This window comes from Salinibacter sp. 10B (genome assembly GCF_002954405.1).
Lineage (GTDB): Bacteria > Bacteroidota > Rhodothermia > Rhodothermales > Salinibacteraceae > Salinibacter.
In genome coordinates this window covers 666,227-685,845 of record NZ_MQWC01000004.1, presented here as the reverse complement: position 1 = coordinate 685,845, position 19,619 = coordinate 666,227, and the positions used below count along the sequence as shown (strand labels likewise).

At 61.4% G+C, this 19,619-nt stretch carries 17 protein-coding genes; 7 read left to right on the top strand and 10 right to left on the bottom strand.

Annotation, left to right across the window (positions count from 1 at the left end; all coding sequences use genetic code 11):
- Positions 1-95: 95 nt before the first annotated feature.
- The 4 genes from BSZ35_RS03090 to BSZ35_RS03075 all read left to right on the top strand — a co-directional run bounded on the left by BSZ35_RS03090 (position 96) and on the right by BSZ35_RS03075 (position 6,537).
- On the top strand, positions 96-1,127 hold the full coding sequence (locus BSZ35_RS03090; RefSeq protein WP_105011081.1) for a M23 family metallopeptidase: 1,032 nt from the start codon (positions 96-98) through the stop codon (positions 1,125-1,127).
- A 188-nt stretch (positions 1,128-1,315) separates the two neighbouring features.
- Entirely contained in the window at positions 1,316-3,847 is a 2,532-nt protein-coding gene (locus tag BSZ35_RS03085) for an outer membrane protein assembly factor (protein ID WP_258096047.1), read from the top strand.
- A gap of 70 nt (positions 3,848-3,917) precedes the next feature.
- Positions 3,918-4,517, top strand: coding sequence for a cyclic nucleotide-binding domain-containing protein (locus tag BSZ35_RS03080; RefSeq protein WP_105011080.1), 600 nt, complete (start codon positions 3,918-3,920; stop codon positions 4,515-4,517).
- Between the two features lie 220 nt (positions 4,518-4,737).
- A complete protein-coding gene (locus BSZ35_RS03075) occupies positions 4,738-6,537 on the top strand; it encodes an ABC transporter ATP-binding protein (protein WP_105011079.1) in 1,800 nt (599 codons plus the stop codon).
- Positions 6,538-6,581: 44 nt separating this feature from the next.
- On the opposite strand, the gene BSZ35_RS03070 is transcribed toward BSZ35_RS03075, so the two are convergent.
- From BSZ35_RS03070 to BSZ35_RS03050, 5 genes are all read right to left on the bottom strand, one after another.
- Positions 6,582-7,646, bottom strand: a complete 1,065-nt coding sequence (locus tag BSZ35_RS03070; RefSeq protein ID WP_105011078.1) for a zinc-dependent alcohol dehydrogenase family protein — start codon at positions 7,644-7,646, stop codon at positions 6,582-6,584.
- 32 nt (positions 7,647-7,678) lie between these two features.
- Entirely contained in the window at positions 7,679-7,906 is a 228-nt protein-coding gene (locus tag BSZ35_RS03065) for a hypothetical protein (RefSeq protein WP_105011077.1), read from the bottom strand.
- Between the two features lie 91 nt (positions 7,907-7,997).
- Positions 7,998-8,345, bottom strand: coding sequence for a hypothetical protein (locus tag BSZ35_RS03060; RefSeq protein ID WP_105011076.1), 348 nt, complete (start codon positions 8,343-8,345; stop codon positions 7,998-8,000).
- A 38-nt stretch (positions 8,346-8,383) separates the two neighbouring features.
- The gene (locus BSZ35_RS03055) at positions 8,384-8,644 is read right to left on the bottom strand and encodes a hypothetical protein (RefSeq protein WP_105011075.1); all 261 of its coding nucleotides are present in this window, start codon (positions 8,642-8,644) and stop codon (positions 8,384-8,386) included.
- 246 nt (positions 8,645-8,890) lie between these two features.
- Positions 8,891-10,324, bottom strand: coding sequence for an MATE family efflux transporter (locus tag BSZ35_RS03050; protein WP_105011074.1), 1,434 nt, complete (start codon positions 10,322-10,324; stop codon positions 8,891-8,893).
- A 426-nt stretch (positions 10,325-10,750) separates the two neighbouring features.
- Between BSZ35_RS03050 and BSZ35_RS19185 the strand changes: the two genes are divergently transcribed.
- Together BSZ35_RS19185 and BSZ35_RS03040 are read left to right on the top strand one after the other, a co-directional pair.
- Entirely contained in the window at positions 10,751-10,972 is a 222-nt protein-coding gene (locus tag BSZ35_RS19185; protein ID WP_146109981.1) for a hypothetical protein, read from the top strand.
- Between the two features lie 295 nt (positions 10,973-11,267).
- The gene (locus BSZ35_RS03040) at positions 11,268-12,707 is read left to right on the top strand and encodes a glycine--tRNA ligase (protein WP_105011072.1); all 1,440 of its coding nucleotides are present in this window, start codon (positions 11,268-11,270) and stop codon (positions 12,705-12,707) included.
- Positions 12,708-12,743: 36 nt separating this feature from the next.
- On the opposite strand, the gene BSZ35_RS03035 is transcribed toward BSZ35_RS03040, so the two are convergent.
- The 3 genes from BSZ35_RS03035 to BSZ35_RS03025 all read right to left on the bottom strand — a co-directional run bounded on the left by BSZ35_RS03035 (position 12,744) and on the right by BSZ35_RS03025 (position 16,014).
- Complete coding sequence (locus tag BSZ35_RS03035) at positions 12,744-13,937, bottom strand: CaiB/BaiF CoA-transferase family protein (protein ID WP_105011071.1); 1,194 nt, start codon at positions 13,935-13,937, stop codon at positions 12,744-12,746.
- Positions 13,938-14,035: 98 nt separating this feature from the next.
- Positions 14,036-15,166, bottom strand: coding sequence for a dipeptidase (locus BSZ35_RS03030; RefSeq protein WP_105011070.1), 1,131 nt, complete (start codon positions 15,164-15,166; stop codon positions 14,036-14,038).
- Positions 15,167-15,210: 44 nt separating this feature from the next.
- Positions 15,211-16,014, bottom strand: a complete 804-nt coding sequence (locus tag BSZ35_RS03025; RefSeq protein WP_105011069.1) for a helical backbone metal receptor — start codon at positions 16,012-16,014, stop codon at positions 15,211-15,213.
- Between the two features lie 477 nt (positions 16,015-16,491).
- Between BSZ35_RS03025 and BSZ35_RS03020 the strand changes: the two genes are divergently transcribed.
- Positions 16,492-17,154 (top strand): class I SAM-dependent methyltransferase, encoded by a 663-nt coding sequence (locus BSZ35_RS03020; protein ID WP_105011068.1) that lies wholly within the window; start codon positions 16,492-16,494, stop codon positions 17,152-17,154.
- Positions 17,155-17,254: 100 nt separating this feature from the next.
- Here BSZ35_RS03020 and BSZ35_RS03015 read toward each other — a convergent pair whose 3' ends face one another.
- Entirely contained in the window at positions 17,255-18,634 is a 1,380-nt protein-coding gene (locus tag BSZ35_RS03015) for a dipeptidase (RefSeq protein WP_105011067.1), read from the bottom strand.
- A 219-nt stretch (positions 18,635-18,853) separates the two neighbouring features.
- Entirely contained in the window at positions 18,854-19,591 is a 738-nt protein-coding gene (locus tag BSZ35_RS03010; protein ID WP_105011066.1) for a class I SAM-dependent methyltransferase, read from the bottom strand.
- Positions 19,592-19,619: the final 28 nt, after the last annotated feature.

Below are 19,619 nucleotides of genomic sequence, written 5' to 3'. Positions count from 1 at the left end.
GCGCACCCTGGAGCCGGTTGCGTGGCGCCGCACTGGATACAAAGAGTGCCTCCTGTAATTAGTGTCCCACCAAATACGAAAGGCTCCTGACCGGAATGAATCAGGATCAGAAGTACTATTACGATCCAGAGAGTTGCTCCTTCGTAGAGGTCGAACGGTCGTGGAAAGATCACGTCGCCCACTACGGACGCATTTTTGGCCTGGCGCTCATCATGACGGGCTTGGCCGTGTGGGCGTTGGACGTGTACTGGGTGACTACCCCGGAAGAGCAGTCCTTGAAGATTGAGAATCAGGCGCTGGAACGCCAGTTGGATCAGGTGAGCGGGCGAATGAGCACTCTTTCGTCCCAGCTCGATACGCTGGCGGAGCGCGACGAGCGGCTCTACCGGCGGCTCTTTCAGATCGAGCCCATCTCGGAGGATATCCGGCAGGTCGGGGTCGGCGGATCGGATCCCTACAAAGAGTTTGATGAGATGGGGAAAGATGCGTCGGCGCTCCTGAAGAATACGGCTCAGAAGCTCGATAAGCTGGAACGCCAGATGAGTCTTCAGGGGGCCAGCTATCAGGAGCTCTCCGAGGTTGCGAAGAACCGGCGACAGCGAATGGTGCAACTGCCGGCCATTCGCCCTGCAAATGGACCCATCGTCTCCGGCTATGGCATGCGCCAGCATCCGGTGTTGAAGGTACGCAAGATGCATGCTGGCGTCGACTTTCTCCTGCGTCGCGGCACGCCGGTCATGGCGGCTGGAGATGGGGAGGTGCGACGGGCCACGCGGAGTCCTGCCTACGGGAACTTCGTCGAAATTAGTCACCCGGCGGCGGGATACTTTACCCGCTACGCGCATCTTTCCGAGATTCCCGATGACATCCGGCGTGGGGTCGAAGTGGAGCGTGGAGACACCATCGGATACAGCGGAAATACGGGACGATCGACCGGGCCCCACCTGCACTACGAAGTGCATAACCAGTCCGGGCAGACCCTGGACCCGATGCGATTTTTTGTACCGGACATGACGCCGGAGGAATATCACGAACTTGAGCAGCGGACCAAGGAGTATCAGTCCAAGATGGCATCGAGGGCGCAGGGAGAAGAGACGGTTCCGAATGGGCCTGGAACGTCGCGATAATGGCGTTCTGAGGCCGTAGGGGGCGGGATCTTCGGCACCAGTCGACTGTTAGTCCGGAAAGAATGCAGAGTCTTTCCTGATGTGAGTTGCCAACTTGGTTTATCTTCGATTGTGCATCCGCCGATTGTTGGGGAGTTCTGTACGATGAAGCAGTGGGGGGACGCACCTTGCGGTCTGTGTTGAGTTTTGTGGTTCGTATCGGTTGGGGGCCCGCAGTCGCGGGCATTGTCTGTTTTCTTCTCAGCCTCGGGGGAAATCTCGTGGCGATGGGAGACGTCCGGTCCGCGGGCCAGGGGAGCATCTCAAGCCTCGCGATCTCTCAGGATACCGTCCGCTCCGTCGTCCAGGACGTAAATATCCGAGGCAATCGCCACTTCTCCAAGAGCGTTCTGAAGCGTCATATCCGCACGCGTCGGAACCGTCGCATTCTTGGCATTCCAGGATTTACCTGGTGGCGGTGGGTGTACCAGTTGGGAGATGCCGACTGGATGTGGGGGCGTCTGGGGAACGCACTGCGGTCGGGAGGAGAACCGCCTGCCTATCTGGATTCGACGACCGTTGCGGGGGATGTGGAGCGACTGAGCCTCTTCTATGAGCAGCAGGGGTTTCGAGAGGCCACCGTCACGGCCGAGGTGCAGCCGAAAACGCCGGCAGATCGGGTTGCAGTTGTCTTTCACGTCAAGCCGGGTCCGCCCACGTATCTCCGTCGGGTGCAGTACGAGGGCCTGTCCGAGTTGTCACTTGCCCAGAAGCGCCAACTGGTTCGGGGAACGGTTCTCGACGCTGCGAAAGGCGATCCCGACACGCCGCTGTCGTTTCGCGTCGGCGATCTGCGGTTTCAGAAGCCCCTGCTTCTGGAGGAGCGCCGTCGGATGCTGTCCTTCCTCCAGGATGCGGGCTACGCGGCCGTCAGTCGGGACTCCATACGGGCCATCGTCTATTCTCACCGAACCTCGTCGGACTCCCTCGACGTGACGTTTCGCGTGAATACCGGTCCCCAGTACCGCTTCGGGGACGTCCGATTTCAAATTCAGGGTCCGGAGCAGGCCGATGCTCGTCGGGACACGATTGACGTGGGAAGCGCGTCCTTGAGTGAATATCAGCCGCTGGTGACGAGCATGATCGGGGATGAAACCCAACTCGGAACGGGACTGCTGCGACGCTCCCTCCAGTTTGTCCCTGGGGCCACCTACGATCGCTCCCAGGTGCTGGCGACGAAGCGACGACTTGAGGGGACGGGCATTTTTACGCTCACGAGCCTCTCTCCCCAGTTCGAAGATGCGGTTCTTGTCGATTCGACTCGCTACTTGCCGTTGCGCATTGAGGGGCAGACGCGTCAGCGACACCGCCTGCGAATGGAGACGTTCGGGTTGCAGCGGGGATCCGGGGGAGGGCTCGGGACCAGTGAGCTCGGCGTGGGGCTGAGCGGGGTGTACGAGAATGTGAATGCGTTTGGAGGGGGGGAAACGTTTCGCATACGCACCTCCGGATCGGTGGCGACGAATCGGAGCTTTTCGCTGATCACGTCTCGACAGCTTGAGGGGACGGTGTCGCTGACGCTTCCGTATCTCGTGTGGCCATTTGGGGGCTTCGAACGTGTGTTCGACCTGACGAATTCTCGGACTCAGCTCTCGGTGTCGGCACTTACGGCTCGGCGCAACGACCTTCGACTCCGCATTCGGAGTCGAAACAGTGCCCGGTTTCGGTTGGAGATGGACCATACGCCCACCCGGTCGTCCTTGGTAGACGTGTTCGACTTAAGCGTCAGCAATCCGGATACGCTCTCCGGATTCCAGAACCGGTTTCTCGACACCCTCTTCGTACGAATTCGAGATCCGGTGCAGCGGGCGCAGATTCTGGAGGATTATACGCAGCCCCAGATTAACACGGCGTTTCGCTACACATTTCGCTCGGCCACAGCCAATCCATTGCGGCGACGACGGGGGCACATTTACGAGTTGTCGGGTGAGGTCGGGAATACGCTTCCGTACCTCTTCGACCAGTTTGTGTTTTCTCCCGGGACCTTGGAGTATTCCGTCCCGGGGGTGACCGGCCGATCGGGAGGGGGACTCAGTGGTCGGTTGCGGTACCGGCCGTATGTTCGAGGCACAGTTGACCTTCGTCGGTACATCGCCCTCGGGGCGGGATCGACGCTTGCTATGAAGGTCTTTGGGGGGATTGCCCAACCCACCGGCGGACCAACGCTCGTCCCTTTTGATCGTCGGTTCTTTAGTGGAGGGGGGAACAGCGTGCGGGGATGGCGTCTCCGCCAATTGGGGCCGGGCGGGGCCGGGCAACGGATCGACTTCCTGGGGGGCGACCTGAAATTGGAGTCGAGTGTGGAGGTGCGGACCACCCTCATTCAAAAGCTCTTGGCTGCTAGCTGGGTGGGGGCTACCTTTCTCGACGTAGGAAATGTGTGGTTCGGGCCTCGGAATCAAGGGTTCGAGGAGACCACTATGCCCGAGAATGGGTTAGAGACATCGGCTTCGTCTCCGCCGTCGGTCCCGCCTCCGCAGAGCGGGCGGTTCGATGGAGTGGAAGATCTGGGAGAAGTGGGCGTGGGGGGAGGGCTCGGGATTCGAATTGAGTGGGAATATCTCATCGTTCGTTTTGACCTTGCCTATCGCCTGCACGATCCTTCTCCCGAAAACGACGACATTTTCTCCGACAACGTTCAGGAGCCGCTGCTCCACTTTGGCATTGGACAGGCCTTCTGAAGTCGCCCGCGTTGGGGGGCGCCTCGTCCCGACGCCTGATTCCGTTCTCAGTTGGCTCAGACTTTTCCCTATGTCTATCGTTCGCCGTTTCTTCCGGGCCATGGGGCGATTGTACCGCCGCGTGTTCAGGCGACAGCTTGATCCCCACACCCGCGAGATCGCAAATATTCTACGGGGCGTTCCGGTGCTCGGACACCTGTCGTCGGGGGCCCTACACGCCATGGCAGCGGCTACCCACCGCCGAACTTACCGCCGGGGAGAGTCGCTCTACTACGAGGGGGATCCCGGACTTGGCCTTTACATCGTCGAATCCGGGCGAATACGGCTCGTGAGCGACGCCGACCCCGAACGGCCCCAGACGCTTCGGGAACTGGAGGCCCACGAAATGTTTGGCGAGCTTTCGCTGCTTGGGGACGTTCGGCGGCTTGAAACGGCCGAAACGATCACCGAGGCCCGCGTGCTCGGCTTCTTTCGCCCCGACCTCAAGAACGTGGTGCGTCGAAATCCGCAGGCCGGTACCGAGATCGTAATGGCGATGGCGCGACGAGTCGCGACGCAGTACGTGGAGGCTGTTCGGGTGATGGAAGAGCGGGAGGGACGCGATGCGGCCCTCGACGTGTACGCGGAGGCCTCTGCACGCGTCGAAGAAGAGTCCGCGCCGCTGCCGTAAGGCCCCGCTCGTTCGTTCGACGCGTCGGGCCCGACGGAGCCGATGGATAATGGATGCGTTGCATTGCGCAAGGCCCGGTTCGGATCAGCCCTTCCATTGTCTCCGTTTCCTCTACGGTCACGGAAAAAGACAACTGTTAGCATCAGGGACTGGACGTCCACTGCTGAGGTCTGGTTCTGCGACCACATTCATTCTTCGATCTCGAACCGTTTCGTACCGCATGGGTCCCCTTGCTCGTCTCAATCACTTTTTCTGGCGGTACAAGTATCTCTTCATTCCGGGATTGCTGTTCACGATGATCTCGGCTGCCTTTCAGATCACCGTTCCGATGGTGGTCCGGCAGGCCGTCGACAGCATTCCGCGGTTTGTGCGGCTGTTTGCGCTGTACGACGGCACGCCTGCCCAGGCCGAGCTCTATGCCTTCTTCTTTATCGCCCTCCTGTTGTTTGCTGGGGGCATCATCGGGCTCTCGGCGACGAGTGGATTGTTTATGTTTCTGATGCGTCAGACCGTGGTCGTCGCCTCCCGGCACATCGAGTACGATCTCCGCAACGCGCTGTACGACCACCTGCAGCAGCTTTCGGCGACGTTCTACCACGAGTACTCGACAGGCGACGTCATCACCCGTGCCACCGACGACATCGAGAAGGTGCGACGCTACATCGGGCCCGCCATCATGTACGTCACCCGCTCGCTGGTGATGGTTCTGGTGGCCATGTCGGCGATGTTTTTCATCTCGCCCACACTGACGCTCTATGCACTGCTTCCAATGCCGCTGTTGGCCATATCGGTCTTCTTTATGGCCCAGATGGTGCATCACCGCAGCGAAAAGTTGCAGGAGCAGTACTCGAGGCTCACGAGCCGGGTGCAGGAGGCACTCTCCGGCATCCGGGTACTGAAAGCGTACACGCGGGAGGAGGCCGAAGCCGAGGCCTTTGAAGAGGAGAGTGAGCAGTACAAGTGGCGAAACCTCGACCTTGCCCTCGTGGAGTCGGCCTGGCGCCCCTCGTTCCTACTGCTCGTGGGCATCTCCACGATTATTGTCGTGTGGATGGGCGGACGGCTCGTGGCCGAGGGCGTTATCACGATCGGAAATATTGCCGAGTACATTATCTACATCAATATGATGACGTGGCCGGTCGCGTCGCTCGGGTTCGTCATTACCATGATTCAGCGCGCCTCCGCCTCCGTGATCCGGCTACAGAAGATCATGGACACGGAGCCGGACATTGACGATGGGCCGCAGACCGTTCCGGCCATTCAGTCGATCGAGGGGCGCATCACGTTTAAGGACGTGTGGTATCAGTACGAGGGCGAGGAAGAAGCGGCGCTCCGAGGCGTGAGTTTTGACTTGCCTGCCGACCAGACCCTCGCCATTGTGGGCCGGACGGGCTCCGGCAAGAGTACGCTGGTGCGCATGATTCCCCGTTTGCTGGATCCGGATCGGGGCCGGGTTCTGATCGACGGGCATGACGCCGCGACCGTCCCGCTCGACACGCTGCGCCAGCACATTGGCTATGTGCCGCAGGACGTCTTTCTCTTCAGCGACACGGTGGCCAACAACATTGCCTTTGGGGATCTAGAGGCCGAACGGGAGGCGGTACGGGCGGCGGCCGACGAGGCCGATTTGTTGGAGAACGTGGAGGACTTCCCGGACGGATTCGATACCTACGTGGGAGAGCGCGGCATCACCCTCTCCGGCGGGCAGAAGCAACGCACCTCCATCGCGCGCGCCCTCATCCGCGATCCGCGCATCTTGATTTTTGATGACGCCCTCTCGGCAGTGGACACGGCCACGGAGCGCAACATTCTCCGATCGCTCCGAGAGCGCCAGGGCAGCCACACGCTCGTCATCGTGACCCATCGTCTCAGCGCCGTGCAGGATGCCGACCTCATTCTGGTGATGGAGCATGGCGAGATTGTGCAACGGGGCACTCACGACGTGTTGGTGGACGAGGACGGGCTCTATGCGGATCTCTACGAGAAGCAGCTTCTCGAAGAGGAAATCCAGGCGATATAACTGACCGTCCGGTTCGGCTGATGTGGAGACGCCTTCTCAAATCGTTAGGACGGATCGGCAGGGACGTTCTGGGAAGGACGGACGACCGTCACGCCGGCGGGGCTGCTCTCGTCTATTTCCACCAGCGCCGTTCCAGCTTCTCTGAGGGGAATTGTGCGGCGGATGAGTTGGCCAGGAGTCAGCGTTCCCGCCTCGATCATGTCGAAGATCGCGGGGTAACGGCGGGCCTGAATGCCGTGCGTGCCCCGGATGTCTAGCTCGTCGGCGACGACTCGGTCCATTGGGAGGGCCGTATCGGCGTCTGTTCCCACGAGCAGGCCCACCTGCACGTGCCGACCGCGTGGACGGAGGCAGGAGACGGAGTTGTAGGCAGTCTCGGCACTGCCCAGCGCGTCGAGAGAGACGTGGGGGCCGCCACGGGTGTGCTCACGGAGAGCCGAAACCACGTCGGGTACGGCGTCTGCGTTGATGGTTTTGGCGGCACCCACTGTAGAGGCCAGGGCGAGCGCATCGTCGGAGATGTCGACGGCTATCACCTGTGCGCCCACCGCGCGGGCGATCATAACGGCCGATAGGCCAACGCCTCCGCAGCCGTGTACGGCTACCCAGTCGCCCCCGTTGACCTCCCCCTGATCGATGACGGCACGGAAGGCGGTAGCAAACCGGCAGCCCAAGCTCGCGGCAGTGACGGTGTCGAGGGCGTCGGGCAGCGGCACCAGGTTGGCGTCCGCGTAGTCGATGGCAACGTACTCCGCAAACGATCCCCAAGCCGAAAAGCCAGGCTGGAACTGGTTGGGGCACACCTGCGGATCGCCGGCACGACACTGAGCACACGTGCCACATCCCCCGACGAAGGGCACCGTCACCTGCGTTCCAACCGACCAGTGGGAGACGTCCGCGCCCACCTGGACAATGGTTCCCGCGACCTCGTGTCCCGGCACGTGAGGCGGGTCGATGATTGGATCATGCCCTTTCCATCCGTGCCAGTCGCTGCGGCACACGCCGGTGGCCTCCACCGACAAAACCACGCCGGTAGGGGATGGAACGGGATCCGGAACGGTGCGGAGCTCGGGGGGAGCCCCGAAATCGTCATAGACAATCGCCTGCATAAACAGGAGAGGAGGCGTCGGCCCGCTGCGGATTACTCCGACGCATTCAACTGATCTAAAAGATCGTCGATCGTTTGCCGGACCGCCTGTTCGTCTACCTCTGCGTCCGGCTGCGGCTCATGGAGCAACTGGCGGTTGAGGGTCAACGCCTCCAGAATTTGCTCCCGATCGCCTCCGGATACGTCAATGCCGGTAAGCGTGACGGGAGCGTCCTCCTCGTCCGTACTGGCATGATCGCCGTCTAGAGGTAGTAACGGCATGGTGCTCTGATTGGGTTGGGTCCGGAGTCTTGTCTTAGACGGGGCGTCGCCGATACAGACGAGAACCGGACCGGGCTACGTTCCGAGTGCCTCATCCGTAGGTTTGCCGGCGCTGTTCCATTGCCTGCTGGGCATTTTCCTGCAGCCATTGGCCCAGTTGCATGGCATGCTCCGGCGTCAAGACGAGGGACGCCTGCACCTCACGCGTCACCTCGCCCCGCGCGACCTCTTGGCTGGTTTCGCTGAGGTCCACCTCACCACGCTCGTCAATTTGATGACTCACGTGGTGGGGGATGCTGGCCCGTTCGACGTACAAATTGGCCACGACAGAGGCCCCGTCGGGCGTGGGACCGCCGTGTGCACCGGTGGCGGCGATGGTGCGCACCTCGTCGGTTTCTTCGTAGACGAAGGTGATTTCGTTGGGTTGCTCGTCGGGCATAGGGGGAAAAGGAAGGTCAGAGAAAAGGCGAGTAGCGCTCAATTTTTTTGTTCAGCGGCGCGGCGGCCGGCCTCTATCATCTCGGCGACCGTCATGCCGGAACTGGTTTCTCGTTCTTGAAGGTCCCGGTAGACCTGGCCGGCAATCGTATCCGGATTGCCAAAGATCTCGTAGACCAGCTTATAGAACGTCTCCTGTTGATCGGCGGCCACCTGAATGTGGATGCCGTCCTCCGTGCGGAGCGACAGCATCTCTTCGTCGGCGTAGGCCTCGTAGAACACCTCAACGTCGTCGTCCATCTGTGGGCAGAGGCTACTAGTGCAGTAGAGTCGCGAGCAGAAAGCAATGCAGAAACTCCAACCTAAGAAACAGGGGACTCAGGGTCACACTCCTCATCTATAAGGTCAGGGCGAGGGCCTGTTGGGCATTCATGGGGCGTGAAGGCGGCTCGTCTGTCGTAATGTCTTCCGATCGTGCGACGTACGTGCACGAGACGCCTTGTGGGCATGAATCCGCATTCCGAATTCGGAACCACGAGAGCCCGATTAGGCGCCGACGGTCGCGGAGCGATGGGTGCGGCTGATGCGCATCCAGGCTTTTGAGCGGAACCGGTAGTAAATGACGGCGGCCGGCACCCCGGTTTCGAGGACAAGGGAGGCATAGAGGCCCCAGAGGCCCAGTCCGGTCGTGGCGCCGAGATAGGCGGCCGGGAGGGCAAACCCGAAGAGCCCCGCGATTTGCCCGTAGAAGGGCCACCGTGTGTCGCCGCTGGCCCGAAGCGGTCCCATCCCGCCACTCATGAAGCCCCAGAGGAGGACGCTGATGCAGGCTGCACGTACCAGTGCGGTCGTGGTTGCAAGGGTGGCAGCGTCACTCACAAAAAGACGACTCACAGGAGCGGCGCCCGCGAAGACGACCAGGGCAACAGCAGCAAAGGCCGCAACAGTAAAGCGGAACGTGTCGTGGGCGTATGCATCTGCCTTTGGCTCGTCCTGCTCGCCGAGGGCCTGTCCCACAAGGCTGCTGGAGGCGAGTCCGAAGCCCCAGCCCGGGGTGTTCATGAGGGCACGGATCCGCAGGGCCACCACGTAGGCCGCCACCACCTCCGGTCCCATGAGGCCAACAATGGCGAGCATGGGGAACTGCCCGCCGTTCTGGGCAATTTTGCGGAGGGCCAATGGCGACGAGATACGGAGGAGGTGCCGGGCGTCGGCCGTACGCCAATGGGGCCCGGTTTTGTCAACGCGAATGGGAAGGGATCCGACCCCAGGAAAATGTCCCCTCAGCAATCCCCAGGCAAACAGGGCGGTACCGCCCACGCTGCCGATCACCGTGCCCACAGCGGCCCCTACCACGCCCATGTCGAAAAGGAAGATGAGCACGGCGTTAATTCCGATGTTGACCGCCGCGCCGCCTGCTCGGATCACCATCGGGGTTTGGGCGTCATTTGCCCCGATCAGAGCGCGGCTGCAGACGAGGTTGACGGCCGAAAATGGCATGGCCAGGCTGGCCACCCGAAGGTAGCGCGTGCCGTAGGCAATGGCGGCGTCTCCGGTTCCGATGAGGCGAATGAGCGGCTCCGGGATCGTCCAGAACAGCACCACGAGCGGGAGGGTGGCAGCAATCGCCAGTACCGCACTCACCTTCACCGCCACACTGATGTGTTCGTGTCGGTCGGCTCCAAAGCGCTGCGAGACGAGGCTGATGGTGCCTCCGGCAATGCCACCGCCGATCATGAACGTCATGGTCCAAAAGGGGACCCCGTACCCGACCCCTGCGATGGCCGACGCGCCGAGGGCCGTTCCCACCATTGCCACGTCGGCGGTGGCCTTTGACATGCGGGCCAGGCCCGTCACCATTCGCGGCCAGGCCAGCGTTGAGATCTGCCGGGCCCGAGCCCGAGAAAGAAGCCCGAGACGAGCGAGTCCCTGGCCGAGAGCCTCCACGAGAGCACGAATGGGATTCGGGATGGACCGCACAGAAACACAGGGGGCTGAGAGTAGAACACGACGCTAATGGTCAGTCAAGCTGAGGATGCCGGCTGCCGAATTGAGCATGCTGTGTTGAATACGGCATTCTGCGGCCTGAATACAGTCCACAAACCAGCGGTTGACCCGACATGCAACCATGACGTACCATTAGCTGGGGGCGTCCAATGAGAACAACCACCAGATAGGAAGAGATACAGCGAACCCTGAGCCGGATGGGTTCCGCCTGCGTCGGGAGTTTTTCGTTTTCAGAACATGCGGCAGTCTTCTTGCTGATGGTCGCATGTCAAGGACAATTCGATTCCTGTACGGGATTCTTTCAAAAGGGGAGGCCGACGCCATGACAATCCCCGACTGTGGTGGCCCCCGCCATTCCGGGGCGCAAACGTGTTAGGAGGGAATCCCATCCGTGTCCAGATGTCCTCCATTACGAGGTCCCGAGCCCGGCTACGTCTGCATCCTTACTTCCGAACGAAACGGCCCCCTCTCCTCGTATGTCGGGGGCAGGAGGATCGTCGAGAACGCAAGACGGACAGCTATATTGCCCGACATGACGTGGAGCGCCTCGTCGACTGCGAACAGCACCGTGACATCCGCGACGCCATTAAGCGCGAGAAGCAGCTCGGGTGGGGGAAGTGACAGGGAAGCCGGAGCTCGTTGAGGGGAGACCTGCACTGGCGCGATCTCAATGCTGACAGTGCGCCCACATTGAATGAGGTGTGAGGACGGTCATTGATGGAGGAGGCCAGTGGCAGGGGGGATCCCCATGGTTTCTCAGAAATGGAGCAGAGAACGCGCCGCGGCTCGCCAATGCTCGGTGAACATTGCGGGTCTCCCGTTGCATCCAGTAGAAGCGCTTGGTAGATTTTGAACCTCTGCCCGGTACGGGCACCCTGATTTCGAGTCCATTTCCCACGATTGACCCGAGTTCGTTATGAGCGACGACCTCTTCGACACGATTGTCTCCCTCTCCAAACAACGCGGCTTCATTGTGCAGTCGTCGGAGATTTACGGCGGCCTGAGTGCCACGTACGATTACGGCCCGCTGGGGGTAGAACTCAAGCGCAACGTGAAGGAGGAGTGGTGGCAGTCGATGGTGTACCAGAACGACGACATCGTGGGGCTGGACGCCGCCATCATGATGCACCCGAAGACGTGGGATGCGTCGGGCCATACGGAGGCGTTTAACGATCCGCTCATCGACGATAAGGCGTCCGGCAATCGCTACCGGGCCGACGAGCTCATCGAGGATTATATTCGTGAGTTGCAGGCAAATGGAGAGGAAAAGTACGCGGAGGATGTGCACGACCGGCTCGTCGAGGCGCTGAATGCGGGCGACGAGATGACGGATAAGCTGCACGACATCATCATGGACGAGGAGATTCCCGCTCCGGAGTCCGGCGCGTTCGACTGGACGGACGTGCGGCAATTCAATCTCATGTTTGAGACGCAGATGGGGCCGGTAGATGGGCAGAAGGTATTTCTCCGGCCCGAGACGGCACAGGGCATTTTCGTGAACTTCCACAATGCCCGCGAGCCGGCACGCCAGCACGTGCCGTTCGGCATCGCCCAGATTGGCAAGGCCTTCCGGAATGAGATTGTGGCCCGGCAGTTCGTCTTCCGCATGCGGGAGTTCGAGCAGATGGAGATGCAGTACTTCGTGAAGCCGGGCAATGAGCTCGAGTGGTTCGAGAAGTGGAAGGAACGCCGGATGGAGTGGCACCAGAATCTCGGCATCGATCCGTCGAACCTCCGCTTCCACGAGCACGAGCAGCTTTCACACTACGCCAACGCGGCGGTCGACATTCAGTACGACTTTCCCATCGGGTGGAAGGAGCTGGAGGGCATCCACTCGCGGACCGACTACGATCTGAGCCGACACGAGGAGTACTCGGGCAAGAAGATGTCGTATTACGACCCGTGGGAGGAGGAGCGCTACACGCCGTACGTGGTGGAGACGTCGACGGGCCTCGACCGCACGCTCTTTATGCTTCTCTGCGACGCCTACTACGAGGAGGAGGTAAAGGGCGACACGCGTTCGGTGCTTCAGTTCCACCCGAAGGTGGCCCCCGTCCGCGCGGCCATTTTCCCACTCATGGACAAGGAGGGCCTGCCCGACATTGCGCGCGACATCGAGGACGACCTCAATCAGCACTTCAACGTTCTCTACGACGACAGGGGCTCGATGGGCAAGCGCTATCGGCGGCAGGACGAGGCGGGCACGCCGTTCTGCATCACGGTCGACTTCGACACGCTCGACGACCAGCAGGTCACCGTCCGCGACCGCGACACGATGGAGCAGGACCGCGTGGCCATCGACCAACTCGCAACCTATATCTTTGATCGCACGAAGAACTGGGAGCGGGACGAGTAGCCGGTCCGGGGCGGGCAGGGCCGAGGGCGTTGTTCGCTACGTTCCGGGGATCACACCGTCGGTATGCAGTGATCGGATCTGCTCGGGTGAGTACCCTAGATGGTCCCGAAGAATTTGGGTCGTGTGTTCGGCGTAGTGTGGGGGTGGGGAGAGAGCAGGAAACGCACCGTCTGGGTGCGGAAAAGCGGTTTGGCGCAGGCCTGCGGGACTGTCCTCTGGACGAAGCACCATCGTTTTCGCCGTCGATTGTTCGAAGACGGTGGGCACGTCGCGGACAATCCCGGCCGGGACGTTGCGGGCGTGGAGGGCCCCGAGAAGCTCATCGGTGTCGAAGTGGGAGAACCGATCTTCCAGCTCGCGGTCGAGGACGTCGCGGTGCTCCACACGCTGAGCATTTGAGGCAAATCGGGGGTCGTCGGCGAGGTCGGGGCGGTCGATGACCTCGCACAGGGCTTTGAACTGGCGATCGGTGCCCACGGCCAGGACGAGTGATGGGCCGTCGCCGGTGGGATATGGGGTGCCGTAGGGGGCGATGTTGGGGTGGGCCGAGCCCATGCGATCTGGGCTGTGGCCGGCCACGAGCCAGTTGGTGGCCTGGTGGACGAGTCCGCTCACTGCGGACTGGAAGAGCGACACCGGCACATAGGCCCCGTCGTCGCCTCGTTCGCGTTTCAGCAGGGCCACCAGCAGTCCTTCCTTCAGCTGATGGGCCGCCAGCACGTCCATCAGCGCTACCGGAAGCTTTGTCGGTGGGCCGTCGGACGGCCCGTTCATGTGCATGAATCCGCTCTCGGCCTGGATAACGGCGTCGTATCCTGCTCGCGCCCGATCCGGCCCGTAGCCTGTGATGTGACCGTAGATGAGATCGGGGTTTGCCTCCGAGAGCGTGGGGTAGTCGGCCCCGAGTGTGTGAGCCGTGCCGGGACGGTAGCTGGCGAGGACAATATCTGCCTCCTTTGCAAGCTCAAATAGGAGATTCTGCCCTGCATCAGTCGATAGGTTCAGAGCAAGGGACTGTTTGCCGTGATTGCAGCAGCAGAAGTAGGCGGACCGATCGTCGGTCTCGCCGGTGCTCGCTCCGTTTGGGGCGCTCCACTGGCGCGTCACGTCGCCCTTCGTTCGTGGATTTTCGACCTTGAGGACGGTGGCGCCGAGCTCAGCGAAGAACTGTCCCACGCTGGGGCCGGCGAGGACGGAGGCGAGCTCTAGGACGACGAGGTCGTGTAGCATTTCTGCGTTTGGTGTGTGGCGGCTGTGAGTATGGGCGGTTAAGGATTCCCTCCAGGCTGGATGAGGAGAGTGCGGGGACTCTTCTTCTGTACGCGGCGTCAGGTGTGGGCATCGACATCCGACCAGACGCGCAGGAGGTTTTCGCCGAGAATCTTCCGGAGGGTCGCCTCTGAGTAGTCGCGACGGAGGAGTTCGGCGATGAGATTGGGGTAGTGAGACACATCCTGGAGGTTCTTCGGCAACGCAAAGACGCCGTCGAAGTCGGAGCCCAGCCCCACGTGATCTTCCCCGGCAAGCGCCACGGCGTGATCGATGTGGTCGGCCACGCCCGAGACGGTGCCAATTGGATGCAATCGCCTCATCTTCTGTTCGTATTCGACGGCGTCCTTGGAATCGTCTGCCCATCCCCTCGTGTCGAGATACGATGCTACCGCATCTTCAATCGGGTCGTCTTGCTCTCGGTAGGGGGCGCGCAGGAAGGGGGATCCGAACGTGATCATGATGATGCCCCCGGTTTCGGCAATGGCTTCAATCAGAGCATCACTCAGGTTGCGTTCCCATCCGGGCGTAAAGTGACGGCAGCCGGAATGGGAGGCGATAATGGGGGCAGCAGTGTGGTCCAGGACGTCCCATGCCGTCCGGTCGGTCACGTGCGAGACGTCGATCATCATGCCGAGACGATTCATCTCGTCGATGACGTCGTGTCCAAAGGGGCTCAGGCCGCCCCAGCGCGGGTCCCCATCGCCGTACGACGAGTCGCCGATCTGGTTGTGGGCGTCGTGCGTGAGGGTGATGTAGCGCACGCCGCGGTCGTAGAAATGGTGGAGGGCGTCGAGATCGTTTCCGATGCCCGCTCCATTTTCCATTCCAACTGGAAGGGCAATAGTGTCAGTTGAGGCAAGTTCGCGGACCTTGGTGGGAGAGACGGAAAGGGAAAACGCGTCGGGATGCATCCGGGTCATCCGTTGAACGCGGTCGAGAAGCGCATCGGCTCGCTTTGGAGCGGCGCCGGGCGTCGTTTGCAGAGCGGAGGGGAGGTAGAGCGCCATAAAGGCAGCGTCGAGGCCGCCCTGCTGGGCGCGCGGATAATCGAAGTCTCCGCCGATGGTGGCGTCGGCAGGATCCTCATCGAAGTGGTGGAGGCGGTCGGGGAGGTCGATATGGCCATCCACCAGGATGGAGCGATGCGCCAGGCGTCGTGCATCCGGCGAGACGTTGGATGAGGGCATGAGACACAAAGGCGTGCATGGCAGGAGTATCGAGTCCGGTCCGGCTATGCCTGCTGAGGAGTTGGCAGCGTCTGGCGGAGGTCGTGCAGGTAGGCTGGGGTATCGAGCAGACGGGGACCGTACCACGAGAAAGGTTGTCCGTCCACGAGCTCGACCGTCACATTCGGCAGCGCGTCGCGAAGGTCCGCAGTGAACCGGTCTTTCTGGTGGAAGGGAAACGGCTCGCTTGAGCAAAGGAGCACGTCCAGGTCGCGTTCGGCCAGCGAGTCGAGGGAGACCTCGGGGTATCGGGGCTGTTCGCCGTAGACGTTCTCGAATCCGCCCCACGACATCACGTCGTGGATGAATGTGTCGCCGCCGACGGTCATGTAGGGGTCCCGCCAGATGAGATAAGCGGAGCGAAGCGGAGCAAAGTCCGGCAGGCTGCTGAAGCGAGAAATAATGCGTCCGGCAAGGGTCGACGTCTGGTCGGTTGTGGCGGTGAGGGTGCCGACCGCTCGGATCATGTCGAGGGCACCGGTAACCGTCCGCACTTCCGTCACGAATACGGGGGCGATGTCCTCAAGGGCCGCGACATCCTCTCGGGTATTCTCCTCGTGGTTGGCGAGCACGAGATCGGGCTCTAGGTCGCGGACCTGATCCAGATCGACCTCCTTTGTGCCGCCCACGATTGGTTTTTCCGACTGCCAGTGGGAGGGGCGCTCGCAGAACCGGGTAATGCCGACGACCGTCTCGTCAAGGCCAAGGTGGGAGAGCAATTCCGTCTGGCTCGGCACGAGCGAGACGATGCGACGCGGGGGGGCAGGCAGGCGGATCGTGGTTCCACGAGCGTCGGTAACCTGGGGCATAGGGACGAGCAAGAAGCAGAAGTGGAACGTGAGGAGAACATGTACTCATCTCTCGACTCCAGTTTCCGGACATGGGACGGAGCACCGGCGTCGTTGCAAGCGCAGGACTCATGCGAATTCTGTATGCTCCATCTGGGAGCAGGCGGCGGGCGAGAGGGGAGAGGCCGTTCCATTCCTCCAGACATTCTTATACCAGATGCCGAGGATGGGTATGCACTTTGCTGGAAGAGTGTCGGAACGAAAGGGGTACGAGGCGCGCCTCGTGGCGGGCTTTCGTTTTGATTGGCGCTTTAGGGGGCATGATCCTTCGGAGATGGGATTACATCGCCTCACAAGAGACCGACGGCGGACTGATGCAGTTCATCCTGGAAACAGATGCGGGATCAGCCCACAGGAATCCATCATTCCCTTCTTGTGTTAGGTAGTCGGGCTGGGAAGAGCACGTTACGCCTGCTTTCTTATAGATCCTTTCGTGACATGACGACCGCGTTTCGCCGTGCCGTTTCCATTGTCGGAGCGTTCCTGCTCCTGGTTGCTGCGATGCCGCTCGGGACTGCTGCGCAGCAACCGGACACGACCGTGCAGTCGGTGCCGCCGGCAGAGAGTGCTACCAGTGACAATGGGGAAAAAGATGTCCCGTACGTGCCAACCGTCAAGTCGGTCGTGCGAAAGATGTTGGAGACGGCAGATGTGACGGCCGACGACGTCGTCTACGACCTAGGCAGTGGAGACGGTCGTATTCCGATTATGGCCGCCAAGGAGTTCGGGGCCCGAGGCGTGGGAATCGAAATTGATTCTGCTCTGGTGGCGAAGGCACGGCAAAAGGCAAAGGCAGCCGGCGTGGCCGACAAGGTCGAGTTTCGGCAGAAGGATTTCTTTAACGTCGATCTTAGCGACGCGACCGTCGTCACGCTCTACCTCTGGCCAGAAATCAACATCAAGCTCCGCCCGAAGCTCCTGAGGGAGCTCGATCCGGGAGATCGTATCGTCTCCCACGATTTTCGGATGGGAGAGTGGGACCCGGAACGGACCGTGGATGCTGGGAAGGGCAATACGGGCTGGGAAACCGTCTACCGATGGACGGTGCCCGAGACCGTGCCCGAGGACCTGATGGACATCTCGGACGAGCCGGTCAATTAAGGCACACTGGAACGACTACACCGTGCGGGCGACCCTGGGGCGCCGATGGACCACCAACGGCGCCGTTCAGGCAGACCGCGGAAGCAATGTCCGTTGTTGGTTAGCGTTGCTGGGCAGAATCGGCGTAGTGCTGATGGAAGCGGACGATGGACTGAATCCCTTTCTGAAAGCGATCGACGCCGAAGTGTTCGTTCGGGGAGTGGATGGCATCGGAGTCGAGGCCAAAGCCCATGAGCACACTGTCCAGGCCCAGGGTGTCCTGAAAGTCGGCCACCACGGGAATTGTGCCGCCGTTGCGCACGAAGACCGGCTCAGTGCCCAGCACCTCGCCCATCGCCGCTTTGGCGGACTGCATGGGCGGGGCCGTTGGGTCGACGAGTACCGGATCGCCTCCGTGCAGGCGCCGGAAGGTGAGGCTCATCGTGTCCGGGACCACGTCCTCTAGGTGGGCCTCCAGCTTGTCGTAGATGTCCTCGACCTCCTGGTCGGGCACGAGGCGCATCGAAATTTTTGCGTGAGCTTCGGAGGGGAGCACAGTCTTGGCCCCCTCGCCCGTATAGCCGCCCCAAATGCCGTTCACGTCGAGAGTCGGGCGCGCCGAAAGGCATTCGAGCGTTGTGTAACCGCCCTCAGTGCGAACGGCGTCGACGCCAATGGTATCCATCCACGCCTCTTCGTCGAACGGAAGGTCGGCGTAGGTGGCGCGTTCCTCTTCGGTTAGGTCACGTACGTCGTCGTAGAAACCAGGGATGTCGATGCGGTGGTCCTCGTCGTGAAGACCGGCAATCAGGCGGCTGAGGGCATTGGCGGGATTGTCCACGGCTCCGCCGTAGTTGCCAGAGTGGAGGTCGCGGTTCGGACCTTGAAGGGTGATCTCCGTATAGGCCAGTCCCCGCAGTCCGTACACGATCGAGGGCGTATCCTCCGAGAGCATGGCGGTGTCGGAGATAAGCACTACGTCCGCCTCCAGTCGCTCAGCGTTCTCCTCAATGAATGGGCCGACCGCCATCGAGCCGGTTTCCTCTTCGCCCTCGACCACGAATTTGAGGTTCACCGGCGGGTCGCTCTCGCCCTGCAGGTACGCCTCGGCTGCCTTTACGTGCATGAACATCTGCCCCTTATCGTCGCAAGCGCCTCGGGCATAGATCGATCCGTTGCGGCGAGTCGGCTCAAACGGCTCCGAGTCCCATTCGTCGAGGGGATCGGGCGGCTGTACGTCGTAGTGTCCGTACACAATCACGGTCGGTTTATCGTCGCCCGTGAGGTGTTCGGCATAGACGATTGGATGACCATCCGTGTCCACCACTTCGCTGTGCTGCATTCCAATCGTATCGAAGTGTTCGGCCAGCCACTCGGCGGCGCGCTGCACGTCGTCGGCGTAGGCCGAGTCGGTACTGACGGAGGGGATGCGGAGAAGGTCTTCAAGTTCGCCGACGAACGTATCGAAGTGATCGTCGGCGTAGGAGAGGGCGGCGTCCATGGACAATTGCGAGTTTCGAGTGGCGAATGTCGAATGCGGGTTATCGGGTCGGGGGAGGGAGGCTTGGGTGGATCAGCCTGCTCCGAGGTGAGTCGTCATGAGTTGTTCAGTTATGAGTGGGGACGGCAGTGAATACGCAATGCGAAATACACGATCCCCTAGAATTGGTCAAGTGCACAAGATCGTCGCCGTCGTTGTTTGCCGGAGGCGGGCTGCTGTTCAGTCGGACGGTTTCCGGGCGTAGAGGAGGAGGCGAGGGCTTTTCGGGGTGTGGGGCGCGCCGTCATAGTTTCCGTACGTGTCCACGAGGGTAAGGCCGACCGATGCGTACATGTCTTGCAGATCGTCGAGCGTGTAGAGGCGCACGCTTTCGTGGTAGGTCTTCGTGCTTCCGTTGTGGTGGAGCGTGATTTCCTTTTTGATGCGGTCATCTTCAATCCACCGGTGCTGCTCAATGTCAACGCCCTTCACGGTGCGCGTCGTGGTGGGAACGATATTTTCGGCCACGTGCGGGGCGTTCAGGAAGTCCTGCAGGAACCAGCCGTCGGGGCGCACGGCCTGCGTCATTGCCGCCAGTGCCCGCTGATTCTCAGCGTCGGTGGCAAAGTAGCCGAAGGTGGTAAAGAGATTCACGACGCCATCCATGCAGCCGTCGCAGTACGGATCGCGCATGTCGCCCCGTTCAAACATCACATCGAGGTTCTCCGCTTGGGCTCGTGCACGAGCCTCCGTGATGGCCTCTTCAGAGAGATCGATGCCCGTGACCGTATAGCCGCGTCGGGCCAAGATTCGGGAATGGCGTCCGCGGCCGCACCCAACGTCAAGGATGTGGGCGGCCGGGGCCGGGGCAATGTCGCGTTCAATGAGGTCGATCAGCTGCTCGGCTTCGGTCTCGTCTCTGTGGTCGTAGACGAGGTCGTACGCGGCGCTGTCAAACCAGCCTTCGTACCAGGTCATAGTCGAGGGAAGGAAAGGCGAGGGGCGA